Source organism: Olivibacter sp. SA151 (assembly GCF_054130995.1).
Window position 1 is genome coordinate 3,273,411 of sequence record NZ_CP096391.1, and the last position, 16,003, is coordinate 3,289,413.

At 40.7% G+C, this 16,003-nt stretch carries 14 protein-coding genes; 7 read left to right on the forward strand and 7 right to left on the reverse strand.

Annotated elements, in window-relative coordinates; translation table 11 throughout:
• Positions 1-11 precede the first annotated feature (11 nt).
• Positions 12-878 carry an aminotransferase class IV gene (locus M1D52_RS13520; RefSeq protein ID WP_013666806.1) on the forward strand — a complete coding sequence of 289 codons (867 nt, stop codon included), beginning with the start codon at positions 12-14 and terminating at the stop codon, positions 876-878.
• A 66-nt stretch (positions 879-944) separates the two neighbouring features.
• Here the strand turns inward: M1D52_RS13520 and fmt are convergent, their stop codons facing one another.
• A complete protein-coding gene (gene fmt / locus M1D52_RS13525; protein ID WP_437392796.1) occupies positions 945-1,871 on the reverse strand; it encodes a methionyl-tRNA formyltransferase in 927 nt (308 codons plus the stop codon).
• A 74-nt stretch (positions 1,872-1,945) separates the two neighbouring features.
• Here fmt and M1D52_RS13530 point away from each other — a divergent pair, with 74 nt between their 5' ends.
• On the forward strand, positions 1,946-3,166 hold the full coding sequence (locus M1D52_RS13530; protein WP_437392797.1) for an ABC transporter permease: 1,221 nt from the start codon (positions 1,946-1,948) through the stop codon (positions 3,164-3,166).
• A gap of 4 nt (positions 3,167-3,170) precedes the next feature.
• On the opposite strand, the gene mazG is transcribed toward M1D52_RS13530, so the two are convergent.
• Entirely contained in the window at positions 3,171-3,974 is an 804-nt protein-coding gene (gene mazG / locus M1D52_RS13535; protein WP_013666803.1) for a nucleoside triphosphate pyrophosphohydrolase, read from the reverse strand.
• A gap of 2 nt (positions 3,975-3,976) precedes the next feature.
• Positions 3,977-5,755, reverse strand: a complete 1,779-nt coding sequence (locus tag M1D52_RS13540) for an aminopeptidase P family protein (protein WP_437392798.1) — start codon at positions 5,753-5,755, stop codon at positions 3,977-3,979.
• A gap of 238 nt (positions 5,756-5,993) precedes the next feature.
• Here M1D52_RS13540 and M1D52_RS13545 point away from each other — a divergent pair, with 238 nt between their 5' ends.
• The gene (locus M1D52_RS13545; RefSeq protein WP_130857702.1) at positions 5,994-6,425 is read left to right on the forward strand and encodes a hypothetical protein; all 432 of its coding nucleotides are present in this window, start codon (positions 5,994-5,996) and stop codon (positions 6,423-6,425) included.
• 47 nt (positions 6,426-6,472) lie between these two features.
• Here the strand turns inward: M1D52_RS13545 and M1D52_RS13550 are convergent, their stop codons facing one another.
• Positions 6,473-7,570 carry a mandelate racemase/muconate lactonizing enzyme family protein gene (locus M1D52_RS13550; RefSeq protein WP_437360651.1) on the reverse strand — a complete coding sequence of 366 codons (1,098 nt, stop codon included), beginning with the start codon at positions 7,568-7,570 and terminating at the stop codon, positions 6,473-6,475.
• Positions 7,571-7,786: 216 nt separating this feature from the next.
• Between M1D52_RS13550 and M1D52_RS13555 the strand changes: the two genes are divergently transcribed.
• The 3 genes from M1D52_RS13555 (at position 7,787) to M1D52_RS13565 (ending at position 10,905) form a co-directional block, all read left to right on the forward strand.
• The gene (locus M1D52_RS13555) at positions 7,787-9,805 is read left to right on the forward strand and encodes a thioredoxin domain-containing protein (protein WP_437392799.1); all 2,019 of its coding nucleotides are present in this window, start codon (positions 7,787-7,789) and stop codon (positions 9,803-9,805) included.
• 27 nt (positions 9,806-9,832) lie between these two features.
• The gene (locus M1D52_RS13560; protein ID WP_013666798.1) at positions 9,833-10,330 is read left to right on the forward strand and encodes an FKBP-type peptidyl-prolyl cis-trans isomerase; all 498 of its coding nucleotides are present in this window, start codon (positions 9,833-9,835) and stop codon (positions 10,328-10,330) included.
• A gap of 170 nt (positions 10,331-10,500) precedes the next feature.
• Positions 10,501-10,905: an EVE domain-containing protein gene (locus tag M1D52_RS13565; protein ID WP_013666797.1), complete on the forward strand. Its 405-nt coding sequence runs from the start codon at positions 10,501-10,503 to the stop codon at positions 10,903-10,905.
• 75 nt (positions 10,906-10,980) lie between these two features.
• Here the strand turns inward: M1D52_RS13565 and M1D52_RS13570 are convergent, their stop codons facing one another.
• The 3 genes from M1D52_RS13570 to M1D52_RS13580 are packed head-to-tail and all read right to left on the reverse strand — an operon-like array spanning position 10,981 to position 14,847.
• The gene (locus tag M1D52_RS13570; protein ID WP_013666796.1) at positions 10,981-11,505 is read right to left on the reverse strand and encodes an acyl-CoA thioesterase; all 525 of its coding nucleotides are present in this window, start codon (positions 11,503-11,505) and stop codon (positions 10,981-10,983) included.
• Positions 11,506-11,535: 30 nt separating this feature from the next.
• Positions 11,536-12,864, reverse strand: coding sequence for a type IX secretion system plug protein (locus M1D52_RS13575; RefSeq protein ID WP_437392800.1), 1,329 nt, complete (start codon positions 12,862-12,864; stop codon positions 11,536-11,538).
• A gap of 57 nt (positions 12,865-12,921) precedes the next feature.
• Complete coding sequence (locus tag M1D52_RS13580; RefSeq protein ID WP_437392801.1) at positions 12,922-14,847, reverse strand: ABC-F family ATP-binding cassette domain-containing protein; 1,926 nt, start codon at positions 14,845-14,847, stop codon at positions 12,922-12,924.
• Between the two features lie 81 nt (positions 14,848-14,928).
• Between M1D52_RS13580 and M1D52_RS13585 the strand changes: the two genes are divergently transcribed.
• Positions 14,929-15,966: a quinone-dependent dihydroorotate dehydrogenase gene (locus M1D52_RS13585; RefSeq protein ID WP_013666793.1), complete on the forward strand. Its 1,038-nt coding sequence runs from the start codon at positions 14,929-14,931 to the stop codon at positions 15,964-15,966.
• The last annotated feature ends 37 nt before the right edge of the window (positions 15,967-16,003 follow it).

Consider the following 16,003-nt stretch of genomic DNA (forward strand, 5'->3'; position numbering starts at 1 on the left):
TAAATTAAACAATGAACGATAGATATATAAATCATAACGGAAGTTTGATGCTGGAAAATCAGCCCGCTATACAAAGTAGCAATAGAAGTTTAAGATATGGAGACGGAATTTTTGAAACCATGCGTTGGACAGATGGCGATATTCGTTTTCTTCAGTACCATGTTGAGCGACTTCAAGCCAGTATGGAACTTCTCCATTTAGAAGGTTTTGCAAAATTTGACACCTATTTTATCCGTGAAAAGGCGGCAGAGCTGGTTAGAAAAAATAAACTGGGGGCAGATGCTAGAATTCGGTTAAACGTCTACCGGGCAGGAGCAGGTCTCTACAGCCCTGAAACGAACAAAGCAAATTATCTTTTGGAAGCAAATCCGCTTGATCATGATGGATATCGGCTAAATAAAACAGGGGTGATCATCGATGTCTATCGAGAGCATAAAAAGTCGATTAACAGCCTCTCTCATCTGAAGAGCAATAATGCACTTATTTATATATTGGCCGGTATAGAGCGAAAACGCTTAGGTTGTGATGATATTCTTATCCTAAATAATGACGGGTTTCTCTGCGAATCGCTGAGTTCTAACATCTTCGTTTGGTATAACAAAACATTATATACACCGGCTTTAAGCGAAGGTTGTATCGCAGGTGTTATGCGTAAAGTTGTCATCGAAATGGCTAATGAGTACGGCATCGAAGTGGTTGAGGCACAAATAAGCCCTGAGATATTGCATGAGGCCGACGAAATGTTCTTAACGAATGCAATACATGGTATTTATTGGGTGATGGGATACAAAAAGAAAAGGTACTTCAACCATCTATCCAAAAGTTTACAAGAAAAATTGGGGAAATGGCAACTTGCCTCCGATTTAAATGAAGAGTAACGGTCATGAATTTAGAGAGCAGCGTAATTTTAGTCATTACTGCTCTCTATAAAAATTCCGAGATAATCACTCGAATCGCGCGCCTCTTAAAAATTCTTCGACGGACATCTTTTTCTTTCCCTCTAATTGAAGTTGGAGTACATCTAAGTAACCATCTCGTGTGGTAAATCGTAAGTAATGCTTACCGTCGGTCACGATGCTGCCAGGTTCCTTTTCCGATGGTACCGGTCCCTTCAATGGACGACAAGCGAAAATCTTTAAAGTTTTACCCTGAAATACCGTAAAAGCAGCAGGGTAGGGACTCAGTCCCCTAATAAAATTATACACCTCCTCAACCGGCCTTCCCCATTGTATTTTACAGTCATCTTTAAAAATCTTTGGAGCATGCTTTAATTTCTGTTCATCGGCAATACTTGCTTGTGGTATTTCGTGATGTTTGTCCGCCTTAATAAGTTGCACCGTTTTAACCAATAATTCAGCTCCCACATACATTAATTTATCATGTATGTCGCCGGCAGTGTCATCCGCTTCAATGGACACGCGTTCACTCAATAAAATATTACCTGTATCTATCTCATGTTGTAAAAAAAAAGTAGTGACGCCTGTTTCTCGCTCTCCGTTCATCACTGCATGATTTATTGGTGCCGCACCCCGATATTGAGGAAGGAGAGAGGCATGCAGATTTACCGTTCCCTTAGGAGGCATATTCCAGACAACTTCCGGTAACATTCTAAAAGCTACCACCACTTGTAAGTCCGCCTGATAAGCGGCTAAAGCATTGATAAAATCGGGGTCTTTTAGTTTATCGGGCTGTAAAACAGGAATACCTCTTGATAAAGCAAATTTTTTAACTGCTGATTCTTGTACCTTTTGTCCCCTTCCTGCCGGTTTATCCGCTACCGTAACGACAGCTACCACATTTTCTCCTGCCTCCAACAGCGCTGACAAAGAAGCAACTGCAAATTCAGGAGTGCCCATAAATATAATTCGCATTATTTTTCTGTTTACGTTTCTTTAAAAACACTTCAATCTTTACCTTTGCTAAGGTACAAAATATATAGTCAGACTTGAATTTTCCCTTATACTTAGCAAATAGGATTTCCAAAAGCGGTGCACGCAAGTACTCTAGGCTAATCGTGAGAGTAGCAATAGCGGGTATCATGCTGGGACTAGCCGTAATGATACTAGCTATTGCCATTTTAAAGGGCTTCAAAGGAAGTATAATCGAAAAAGAAAGAGGCTTTAATGGCGATATTACTATTTATAAACACAACCTGAACAATTCATACGAAAGCTCACCCTTTAGCATACGAACCGACAGCCTGCTACTAATTAAAAAAATAGCCGGTGTTAAAGAGCTTAATGCGTTTGCTACTAAGCCGGGAATTATTAATGCTGAAGACGAAATAGAAGGCGTTGTGCTGAAAGGGATTGACAGCGCCTATAACCAGGAAAAGTTGCGCAAGATACTGGTTGAAGGAAACGTAATCAATTTTACGGATAGCATACCTACGCAACAACAAATACTTATTTCGCGTTATACTGCTAATAGGCTTAAACTTAAACTCGGAGATGACTTTCTCATGTACTTTGTTCAAGAACCGTTGCGAAAAAGGAAGTTCACAATCGTGGGTATTTATAACTTAGGTGTTGAGGAAATTGATAAAACCTATGTAATTGGCGACCTATCACTCATAAGACGACTAAATAAATGGTCGGATAACGAAGTGGGCGGTTATGAAATCATGACAAGCCATTTCGGAAAAGTAGAAGAAATAAATCAGCGAATATTGGATGCTTTACCCATTCAGCTACTATCGGTCACTGTAGTCTCTCAATTTCCTGAAATTTTTGATTGGCTTGCGTTACTTGATATTAATTCGCAAATTATCCTTATCCTGATGATTTTAGTGGCCAGTATTAATATGATATCTGCCTTGCTAATTCTCATTCTCGAACGAACAAATATGATCGGGATATTGAAAGCACTAGGACTTACCAACCTATCTATTCGAAAAGTATTTCTCTATAATGCACTTCGTCTTATTGGTCTGGGACTTTTACTCGGAAATATATTGGGTATCGGTCTATGTGTTTTACAGTACTATACGCACTGGTTTAAATTGGATGAAAAGGATTACTATATTTCATATGTCCCCATCGACATTGGTATTCAAGAAATTATGCTACTCAATATCGGCACAACATTATTGTGTTTATTGGCCCTTTTAGTTCCATCCGGTTTAGTAAGCCGAATCACACCTATTAAGGCCATTAGATTTAAATAGACACCTATTGTTGTTTTGCCTCGTTCCAGTAGACATCCATTTCTGCCAAAGACATATCTTTTAAACTTTTTCCATCCTCCTGTGCCCTTTTTTCGAGATGGCTAAAGCGTTGTATAAATTTTTTATTCGTTTTTTCCAATGCGTTTTCCGGATTAATACCTAAAAACCGAGCATAATTGATCAACGAAAACAAAAGATCACCAAATTCCTGTTCCGCCTTCTCTAAATCGACCGCTTCACTTTTCGTGATATCCAGTTCACTTTTAAATTCCGCTAATTCTTCCTCCACTTTTTCCCATACCTGACTTTTGTCCTCCCAGTCGAAGCCAACGCCTCTGGCTTTATCTTGAATTCGATAGGCTTTCACCAAAGCCGGCAGACTTTTCGGAACTCCTGCTAAAACCGATCGGTTTCCCTCTTTTAACTTCAGCTGTTCCCAATTACGTTTTACATCTTCTTCATCTGTTACTTCAATATCTCCATAAATATGTGGGTGTCTATTGATAAGTTTGTCGCATACACTGTTAAGGACATCTACAATATCAAAATCATTCGTTTCTTCAGCAATGCGGGCATAAAACACCAGGTGCATCATCAGATCGCCCAATTCCTTCTTTATCTCCGGCAGGTCTTTATCCAAAATAGCGTCCGCTAATTCGTAGGTTTCTTCGATCGTTAAGTGCCTTAACGATTCCATGGTCTGTTTTCTGTCCCAAGGGCACTCTAAACGCAATGTATTTAAAACTTCCAGTAAACGTTCAAAGGCTCTGGCGGGCGTATCTTGTTTAACAGGCGCAGTATGTGGCATATTTAAATGATTTGTGTTTTATGGGCTAACCATTGCCGATGTTCTTCATCTAAATGGGGAGATAAGCGTTCATAAACCATGTTATTATATTGGTTTAACCAATCGACATGCTTTTGATCCAACAGCGTTTTATCAACCAAACCCGTATCAATATAGCACAATGTCAACGTCTCAAAAGCCATAAATTCACCAAATTCAGTTTCCTGATCGCGGATACTTAAGACTAAATTTTCGATTCGTATACCATAACGACCCTCACGGTATAAACCAGGTTCTATGGAAGTAATCATTCCTTCCTCAATGGCAATATCTATATTGGCCGTATTGAACACATGTGGTCCTTCATGAACGTTTAGAAAAAAACCAACGCCATGTCCGGTACCATGGCCATAATTTCTCAGTCTATCCCAAAGGGGCTTTCTAGTAATAGCATCTATTTGATACCCTTTGCTTCCTTTTGGAAAAATGGCCGTACTCCCTTCAATCATTGCTTTCAGCACCAATGTGTAGTCCATACGTTCAACATCTGTTGTAGCTCCTAACGAGATCACCCGTGTAATATCGGTCGTTCCTGTTGTATATTGTCCGCCCGAGTCAATGAGTAACAGTCCTTCTCCTTTTAAGGAAGCATTACTCTCGTCCGTCGCTTTATAGTGGGGGAGCGCACCGTGTTCTTTGTAACCGGCGATGGTGTCAAAGCTCTCATTCACAAAGCCTTTTTGTTCTTTACGAAAAGTCAGCAATTTCTCAGCAATATTAATCTCAGTAAGTTCTTCTTTCCCAATTCTCCCTTCAAGCCACCTGAAAAATTTGGTAAGGGCAATGCCATCTTTAACCATCGTCTGCCTCGTATGTTCAGCTTCAATATCATTCTTAGATGCCTTTAGTTTTGTGCTGGGATTTAGCGCTTCGATAATACGTTCATATTGCGGAATCTGCGTATATACGGCATAACATGTCCGTTTGGGATCCAATAAAACAGTTTCACCGGCAGGCAATTGGCTAAGCGCCTCTTCCAGTGTATCATATTCGGCAACCGCCACACCTTGCTCTTCGAGCCTTGTCTTATCGCTTTGGTCTAACTTGCTACGATCGATAAATAAAGTCGTTTTTATAGGTTCCAAAAGGGCGAAACTTAAAACCACCGGATTACATTTGACATCACTTCCCCGCAAATTAAAAATCCAAGCTATATCATCTAAAGATGAAATCAAGTGGTAACTGGCATTAAACTTTTGCATGGCCGCTCTTACTTTCGATATTTTCTCCGTAATAGTTACGCCAACAAGCCCTTTTTCAAGAATGTATGCTCTTTCTTTAGGCAGCTCGGGTCGGTCTTGCCAAATTTTATCTAACAGGTCAACGGTTCCATTGATCAAAATTTTGCGTGGCTGCAGTCGATTAATAAGTTGTTCAGCGATATAAACCGAGGCAAGCTTTCCATCAAATGCAACGGTATTCCCCGGTTCTAAACGTTCCGCAAGCCACTCAATATATTCGGCAGTACCCTGTGTTTTCAGCTTTACCAACTCAAATCCACTGCTTTTTAACTGTTCGTCGGCTTGTACAAAATAGCGCGAATCGGTCCATAAACCGGCAAAATCCTGGGTGATAACCAATGTCCCTGCCGAACCTGTAAAACCGGAAACAAAAGCGATGCATTTGAAGCGATCCGGAAGATATTCACTAATATGTGGGTCTGATGAAGGAATGATATAAGCATCTATCTGCTGCTCCGACATCTGTTTACGGATAGCGGACAGCTTCTCAAAATATGTCATAATACACGTAGATTTTGCGCAATTTACTAATTGTGGCACCATTACTAAAGCATTTTTTTGAAAAATGACAAGATACACAGAACATGTGTAGCACTTGTTTCTCCAATACGTTATCAAGAAAGGATAAAGCTATTTTTTATCAATTAAATTTTTATCTTTATCCTAAATAAGAAAGCAAATATATTACTCGATTTTATATATGTGGCTCACCACACATTTTTAAAAAAAACAATTAAGTATGTCTCTTAAAATAACATTTTCTTTAACCGCTTCTTTGGCTGTACTATTATCTTGTGCAGCTAAAAAGAATCAACAGGCAGAAGCCGATTGTCCGCCGAAGCCCTGTACGATGGAATTTAGAACCGTCGGCGTAGTTTTTACAGATAGTAAAGGTGATACACTTCAGGTGAAAGACTTTTCCGTTACGCTTAAAGCTACGGGCAAAAAACTTCCAAGTGGCGCTGAACAGTCAACTGATGCTGCAAATCCCTTTTATATGATTGCATCTGATGGTGACAAAAGTGCACTTAGTGTGGAGGGAGATACAGTAGTCGTCAGTGGCACACATCCAAGTAGTGGACAAGTCAAGAAGACCGACTTTGTGATTAGCGGCGGACGCTGTGAATGTCATATAAATAAAGTTTCCGGACCGGAAAAGATCGTCTTTTGATAAAAAACGGCAAAAGCTTCTCCATGAGAAGGCTTTTGCTGTTTACACTATACCGTCCAGCGTTCACAGCGTTCCAGAAATGCCGCATCTACTTCTGCACCTATTCCCGGACTTTCCTCGAGACTGATATCGTAGGCATCAAAGTGAGGCCCTCCAATAATGGGATCTTCCAGATGACCAATCATACAAGTGTCCATATCATGGTATATAACACCTTCACAGGCATAGGCGAGATGTACATTTGCTCCTAATGCCAGGCGGCTTTCCAACATACCGCCGATCATGCAGGGAACACCGTGTTGCTTTGCAATCCGGTGAATTTTCAATGCTTCAAAAATACCGCCCGATTTAGCCAATTTAATATTAATAGCATCGCAACTTTTTGTCCCTATCAAACGTTCGGCATCCCAATGGTCGTAACAACTCTCATCTGCCATAATCGGTATACGAACCTTTTCCCTTAAAAAAGGCAATAAATGATCATCATAAGACCGCATGGGCTGCTCACAAAACTCGATATTATAACTAGTTAAAGCCCCAAGCACCTTTAACGCTTCTTCGTAAGTCCAACCCTGGTTGGCATCTAAACGTATCGGAATATCATCTCCAACCGCCTGACGGATCGCTTGGATTCTTAAAATATCTTCCTCAGGGTTCTTCCCAAGCTTTACTTTTAAAATGGATGCGCCGTTTTTTACAAAAGACAACGCTTTCTCTGCCATAATGGTTGGAGCAGCGATGCCCACTGTAATATCGGTTGTTATGGGCCGAACTATGCCCTGTAAGTATTTGTAGAGCGGCTTATTTTCGTACTTAGCGGCTAAATCGTATAGTGCCATATCGAACGCGCTTTTTATTGTAGAATTTTTGGCAATAAAGGCATGAAGCTCGTTCATCCGTTCTTCTAATAAAAGTGCATTTTTACCTTTCCATAGGCGACTAAAGTCCCGCGCAAGCGTTAAACAGGTATCTTGTGTCTCTCCAACAATCATCGGAAACGCTGAACATTCCCCGTATCCGATTAATCCTACATCTGTGTGTATCCTTATCAAGGTGTTTTGAGCATAATCCATCGTGCCTGTCGCGATTGCAAAAGGCTCCATTTTGATACTAAATCTAAAAATTTCGATATGTGAAATCAGCATAGTTAAAAACGTAAAAAATGAAAAAGCCGGTCTTCCGTTGAGACCGAAAAAAGTTAATACATCCGACCATCAATCAATATAATTCGCAAGATAACTGTTTTCACCGAAGTGACCTTATTTTAAGACGAAATCCTTATTCGATCTAAAGAAGGTCAGCAAAAAGAAAAACCATTAATAATCATAAAATAACATTATAATACTACCTTTACATCTATTATGGCAAATCACCTTCAAAACGAAAGCTCTCCATACCTTAAACAACATCAACATAACCCGGTTGACTGGTATCCTTGGGGAGATGAAGCTTTAAGTAAAGCCAAAGCCGAAAACAAATTACTTATTGTTAGCATTGGCTATTCCGCGTGCCATTGGTGCCATGTGATGGAAAGAGAAAGTTTTGAAAACAAAGAGGTTGCCCAAGTAATGAACCGTCACTATATTTCTATCAAAGTGGATAGGGAGGAACGGCCCGACATCGATCAGATTTATATGACTGCCGTTCAGTTGATGACAAACAGTGGTGGCTGGCCGCTAAATTGCATCTGCCTTCCGGACGGTCGACCGGTTTATGGGGGGACTTATTTTCGGCCGGCCGATTGGGTAAATGTATTGAACCAAGTGCAGGCACTTTGGGCAAACGAACCGGAAACGGCAATCGAATATGCTGAAAAGCTGGCACAGGGAATCACGGAAAGCGAAACTTTCAAAATCAGTAAGATTCCCGAGAAATACAGTGAAGATGATCTAAAAGAGATCGTAAAACCTTGGCAGCAAACTTTCGATCCGATAGATGGAGGCTACAAAAGGGCTCCTAAATTTCCTTTGCCAAACAACTGGTTATTCTTTCTTCGTTACGGCCACCTGGCAAATGACGCGGATATACTGGAGCATACGCATTTTACACTGCAACATATAGCTGCCGGAGGCTTATACGATCAGGTAGGTGGCGGCTTTGCCCGTTATGCGGTTGATGGACAATGGCATATCCCACACTTCGAAAAGATGCTTTACGATAATGCGCAACTCATAAGCTTATATGCCGAGGCTTATCTGCAAAAACCGGAGCCGCTTTATAAACGTGTGGTAGAGGAGACCCTTCAATGGGTCGATCGTGAAATGACGTCAGCAGAAGGCGCCTTTTATAGCGCACTGGACGCAGATAGCGAAGGTGTTGAGGGAAAGTATTATACTTTTCAACAAGAAGAAATCGACAATCTGCTGGGAAAAGATGCCGATTTATTCATCTCGTATTTTTCAATAACAGCAGCAGGTAACTGGCCGGAAGAAAAAACGAATGTACTGAAAACAAGGCTTGATGCAGACAAATTGGCAGAACAAGCCGGCTACAGTAAAGAGGAGTGGGAAACTTATTTAAAAGATATCAAAAAGAAAATACGCCACTACAGAGAGCAGCGTATACGTCCCGGCCTCGATAATAAAATATTGACAAGCTGGAACGCCATGATGTTAAAAGCTTATATAGATGCTTATCGAACATTCAATAAGAAGGAATACCTTACCGTAGCAGAACGAAATGCGCATTTTATTCTTCGTAAGTTGATCACTGAGGAAGGCACGCTTTTACATCAACCTCAAACTCCTTTTAAAACGATAACGGCGTTTTTGGATGACTATGCGTTTGTTATTGAGGCCTTCATCGCACTTTATGAGGTAACCTTTAATAAGGCGTGGTTGGATCAAGCTAAATCATTGGCAGATTACACACTTGCACAATTCTATGACCGGCAGGCCGGTGCATTTTACTATACCTCCGACTTAACAGAAGTGCTGATTACACGGAAATTTGAAATAATGGACAACGTGATTCCATCCTCCAATTCAGTGATGGCACATCAACTAAATAAGTTAGGCGTAATTTTTGAGGATTCAACTTATAAGGAAATTGGAGCGCAGTTATTGGCTAATGTTTTTCCACAGATTAGAACTTATGGGTCTGCATACTCCAACTGGGCAATCCGCTTACTTGAAGAAGTGTACGGTTTCCATGAAATAGCGATTACCGGACCGCAATCAAATGATTTACGGATCGCTATCGATCAAAAGATTTATAGTCCCAATAAAGTTATTTTGGGCGGCGTAGAGGAGAACCTGCCACTTTTAAGAAATAGAGTTACTGAACGTAGTCTAATTTATGTTTGTAAAAACAATACATGCAGTTTACCAGTTGATAATTTAAAGGACGTAGAAAATTTAATTCTTAAACAGGAGGCCTAACAAGAAGGTTTCCATAATTTTATAAAAATGACCATTACACCAAACAGCGTAGTAGCGCTTACTTACAAATTGCACACCATCAACAACGGAGAAAAAGAGTTTGTTGAAGAGGCAGACAAATCGAATCCGCTTGTGTTTCTATATGGAGTAGGAATGATGCTTCCAAAATTTGAGGAGAATATCGAAGGTCTTAAGCAAGGAGACACCGTTGATTTTGAATTGTTAGCAGTGGATGCATATGGTGAAAAAGATGACAGTGCCGTTGCACAGCTTCCTGCTGATATGTTTAAAGAATCGGGCATTCCTCCGGTTGGTGAAATTCTTCCCTTGCAAGACAATCAGGGTAATCAGTTCCGTGCACGCGTGGTAGAAGTTAGTCCCGAAGCGGTCGTTGTCGATCTTAATCACCCGATGGCCGGACAAAATTTACATTTCGATATCGAGATTTTAAATGTACGCGAGGCTACCGAAGACGAACTGTCGCATGGACACGCGCACGGAATTGACGGAGATAGTGGACACTAATATTAGAAATTTCTTGTTCTTTTAAACGGGGCGCCATTGCGGCGCTCCTTTTTATTTTTATATCTCTTCTAATTTGAAGCATTCGCGGAGCGATCTTGAACTACAAAATGAGCACTTGTGAAAAAAAGTGAATTTACGTAAGTTCGCAGCAGCGATAGACTTTATTACATATGAATTATTTCCTGGTTAAATCAGAACCCTTTAAATATAGCTGGCAACAATTTTTAAAAGATAAGCAAACCTTTTGGGATGGCGTCCGAAATTACCAAGCGCGCAATAACTTGAAAGCAATGAAAAAGGGCGACTTAGTGTTATTTTATCATAGCAATGAAGGGAAAGAAGTCGTCGGAATTGCGAAAGTTGTGAAAGAAGCTTACCAGGACCCAACTACCAGCGATGAACGTTGGGTTGTTGTAGATCTGGCTCCGCTTCAAACCTTGAAGAAGCCTGTCACGCTGGAGACAATAAAAGCCGATGAGCAGTTGCAGGATATAGCTCTTGTAAGACAGGGACGTTTATCCGTGATGCCCTTAGCACCAGAAGAGTTCGATCGTATCGTAGCGCTTGGAAGCTAATTGTAGAAGGTTGGGAGGATAAAGGTAAATGTGTAAGAGATTTTACCTTTAACCTTATATCCTAAACCATATACCTTATTTAGCGCCTATTTGGTTAAAGAAATTGTATAGTTCACTGGCTTCTTCGGGTTTCATCTTCCCTGCAAGTATCAAACGTAACTGGCGGCGACGTAAAGCACCATCAAATAATTCTTTTTCTTCCTCTGTCTCCGGCACCAATTCGGGAACCGCAATCGTACGTGAATTCTGGTCAATTGCTACGAAAGTGTAAAAAGCCTCGTTTGACTTAATTCTACTTCCAGATGGAATATTCTGGGCATATACCTGAAGCTGCACTTCAACCGATGTATTAAAAGCTCTCGTAACCTTTGCCTCTATACTAATCACATCTCCCAACTTAACAGGATGGCGAAATGATACGTTATCAACGGACGCTGTTACGACAATCCGATTGCAATGCTTCTGAGCGGATATAGCTGCGGCTATATCCATCCAATGCAATAGCCTTCCGCCCATCAAATTATTAAGCGTGTTGGTATCATTTGGTAAAACCAGTTCATTCATAATAGTGAATGATTCCTTTGCAAATTTCTTGTTCATGCCGCAAAGATAGGTAAACCCAACAAGATATTAATCGCGAATCGGCCCCTTACTGGATGTATTTACGGTACCAAATCCGATTAATTCTTCCCAGCGTGTAGCCGGCTTCCGATAATACACAAATACATCGTAGGTATTGCCTGTCTCAAAATGATGTCCATCATACCTATTTAACTGTTCTTTACCATTTATCTTGCTGATATAAGTGTAATGATAAAGCCCTTGTTTAAGAAGCAGCTCTCCTTGCCATTGCTTTTGATCCGGATCATATTTCATTTCGTTAGTCCCATCTGTCGCAAAGTTGTTAAATAATCCGGCAATGTAGATCTTTTCGTTCGCAGCAGGAGGCGATGACGTTTTTAAGGTGAAAGTCACAGCTGCATAATCGCCTTCAAAGTCACTATTCTCAAAATCGCTATTACGCAAAAAAAACTTTCCATCCTCGTCGTAAGAGAAGCTATAAGATTCTTGAGACAGGTCATGATCCAACATAACGGACATTCGCCGTATGCTATCTTTGCTGCTTGCACTGATCTGACCGGATAATAGACGGAAACTTCTTAAATCTAAATTTCTGAACTCATTTCCTCCATCAAAATCTAAGGTCGCATTATTATTATAGATAAGTTGTCCGTCCCTTACAAACATTGGCTTCGTCAGTACTTCTTGCACATCATTCCTACGATTTTGTTTTACAACCAGTTTGATATCCTGATAAGGGTTATTAAGTTGGATGTTACCCAGATTGATCTCAAGGTTTAGTTTTTGGTTTTCCTTCCTTTTTATCACATTAAAAGAGGGAAGTGTCTTAATACCCACACTTACATCTTGTCTTAAAACGTAAAACCTTCTGGTTAAAATCAATCTTGCCTTATCCGCATCCTCATAAACCTTTAGGAGATAGTTGCCGGGCAGCTTCGGAATCATACTGCCTTCATTAGGAAATCGAAGTTCGTAATGCGTATATGCCTGGAGCGTATTAACGGAACTTTTATAATCATACAAGCGATCTTCCGTGAGGCCATCGATATACTCAATAGTGGAAAGATTGCTACTACGCCAGTCAGAGGTGCAGTGTTCGATTGTGTAATAATAAGTACGATTATCTGCTCGCAAATCATCGAAGGAAAGAAAAAACTGATCTCCTCCACCCAATGTCATCAGGGGAAGCGATTGTTCTTCCTTCGCTTGATAAAATTGAACTGATTTTATCACGGGTAAATAGTTTACATCTTCGTATCGAAGGTCTTGCTCCGGAGAACGTTCCATTCGAACCCGTTTTTTCTCTTTTTTCTGCGCAGACACCTGTGTTGCATTGAATACAACAAGCATAAAGAAGAGGCCTAAAGAAAATCTCATGTATCAATTGGTATTAGTGCCGCCTAATTTACAAGAATTTCGATACAATAGTCCGATTTAAGTCCCTTCTAGTGTCAAAATTTCATCGGCCAGCGTTTCCCATCTCTGCTGAAATTGAGAGAGCTCCGCTTTCTTGCTGTCATAGCGTAAATTAATTTCTTTTAATTGTTGCGGGTTATTGTACAAAGCCTGATCGGTTAATTGCTCTTCAATAGCTGCAACCTCCTTTTCCAATTCTCCCACTTTTTCTTCTAAAACACTCAATTCTTTATTCAACTTCTGCAATTGTTTGTGCTTATCCGGCGTTTCTGCATGATAAGTATTAATTTTTTTATTTTCCTCTTTCTTAGGAATTGTATTTACCAGCGGCTTTTCTTTTACTATCGGTCTTTTCGACTGCCACTCTTCATACTCCTTATAGGTTCCGGGATATTCTTTTATTTCCTGATTTTCAATGTACCAGATCTTGTTAGCTACACTATCTAAAAAGTAGCGATCGTGCGAAACGGTGATCAATGTACCCTCGTATTGTTGAAGTGCTTGGATGAGGATATTAACCGATTGGATATCCAAATGGTTGGTAGGCTCATCAAGAATCAGAAAATTCGCATCCGCTGTCAATGCCTTTGCTAACGCCACACGCGACTTTTCACCGCCGGAAAGTACTTTAATTTTTTTAAAGGCGTCATCACCTGTAAATAGAAAGCATCCCAAAATGGAGCGTAACTCTGTTTCCGTGTGTTTTGGGGCAAATGCCTGTAACTCCTGCAAGATCTCATTTTCCAAATGTAGCGCTTCCAACTGATGCTGAGCGAAAAACGTGGTCGTTACATTATGACCGGTTTCACTCTTTCCTTCAAAATCTTTATCTGCATTAGCAATAATACGTAATAGGGTGGACTTCCCCTTTCCATTTGCACCGATTAAGGCAATCTTATCGCCCTTCTCAATCACGGCATGTGCGTTCTTCAAAATAGGCACACCGGGATAAGCTTTTGTAATATGCTCCAGTCGGACTACATGACGGCCGGATTGTTTGCTAAATTTGAAGCTAAAATTGACGGTGGGGTTGTCGTCATCCACATCGTCCACACGTTCCATTCGCTCGAGCGCTTTTATACGTGACTGTGCCATTTTTGCCTTGCTCGCTTTAGCTCGGAAACGTTCTATCAAGCGTTCTTCTTGTTTAATTTTAGCTTGCTGATTTTTAAATTGGCCAGCCTGAATCTCGTTACGCAAAGCCTTCTCTTCTAGGTAAAAACTATAGTTTCCTGCATATAGCGTAAGCTTTCCTTTTCTAGATTCTACTGTTTTATTAATAACGCGGTCCAAAAAATAACGGTCGTGCGAAACAATGACAATGGCCCCTTCAAATGCCTGCAAATAAGCTTCCAACCATTTAATGGAAGGTAAATCCAAGTGGTTGGTCGGTTCATCCAGCAACAAGATATCAGGTGCCTGTAATAAAATACGAGCCAGCATAACACGCATTCGCCATCCACCTGAAAATTCCGAGAGCTTTCGGCTCTGTTGCTCATCATCAAATCCCAGGCCCGCTAAAATCTCGTGGGCGCGGTATTCAATATTATATCCATCCAATGCTTCAAATTCAATTTGCTTATCGCTAAGCTTATGAATTAATTCCTCGCTATAATCCGTCTCCATCTTTTTCAGCAAAGTTTCTATCTCAGCATGTAGCTGGTTCTGTCTTTCAAATGCTTCCATGGCTACATGGAGAATACTCTTTTCCGATTCGTAAGAAAGCAAATCCTGATTAAGGTAGCCGATCTTCAAGTCCTTTGCCATCGAGATGGTTCCGGACGTTGGCGTATATTCGCCTATTATGATGCGCAGCAGCGTTGTTTTTCCTGTTCCATTAGCGCCAATAAGGCCTACTTTATCACCTGGTTTTATATGCCAATTTGCATCGTCATACAATGCTCGGGCCCCTATTTCGAAAGTTAAATTATTAATAGCTATCATAGCGGGTGCAAAAGTACGATTTTTTTACGTTGCCTCAGTCAGTCAATTGTTTCATTGCCTAATTTTCATCATCTTTGCGCCATGTATAAACTAGTTAAACCGCTATTTTTCTTAATGAATCCTGAGTCGGCCCATCATAATGTTACGGGAGGCTTAAAAGCAGCTAATAAAATTTGGGGAGGCAGTAAACTGATCAGAGCCGCTTTTAATTATGAAGACGCTCGTCTACAGAAAACAGTTTTTGGTTTAACTTTTAAAAATCCGATCGGTTTAGCCGCAGGCTTTGACAAAAACGCTGAATATGTGGATGAACTTGTGGATCTAGGCTTCGGCTTTATTGAGATTGGGACGGTTACTCCAAAACCTCAATCCGGTAACGACAAACCGCGCATGTTCCGACTAACGGCAGACGAAGCTTTGATCAACCGAATGGGTTTCAATAATCAAGGCGTCGACGTTGCTGCAACGAGACTAAAGTTTTTGAAAAAAAGGAGCGAAGTCATTATCGGTGGAAACATAGGAAAAAACAAACTAACTCCTAATGAAGAAGCGGTAAATGATTATATTTTGTGTTTTGATGCACTTTTTGATGTGGTCGACTACTTTGTCGTAAACGTCAGCTCGCCTAATACCCCTGGGTTACGGGATCTACAGGAAAAGGCACCGTTAATGCATATCTTAAACACTTTACAGCAACGTAATCTTAAAAATGGCATATCTCGGCCGATTCTTTTAAAAATAGCTCCTGATTTAACAAACAGCCAGCTGGATGATATTATAGAAATTGTTACCACTACAGGAATTGCAGGCGTTATTGCTACGAATACAACCATTGACAGAGAGGGTCTCCGCTCGCCGATCAACTTAACTAGGGAAACAGGTGGGCTAAGCGGAAAGCCTTTAACCAAGCGTTCTACGGAAGTAATACGCTATCTGTCGGAAAAATCAAACAAAGCGTTTCCCATTATCGGAGTAGGGGGTATACACAGTGCAGAAGATGCGCTGGAAAAACTGGAAGCCGGTGCTTCTTTGGTACAGCTGTATACCGGATTTATTTACGAGGGTCCGGGGTTGATTAAGCGAATCTGTAAAAAGTTGATTAGGAGGTATACGGTTTAAGCTATAGGGTGTAAGATGCAGGTATCAAAGCCTGCTA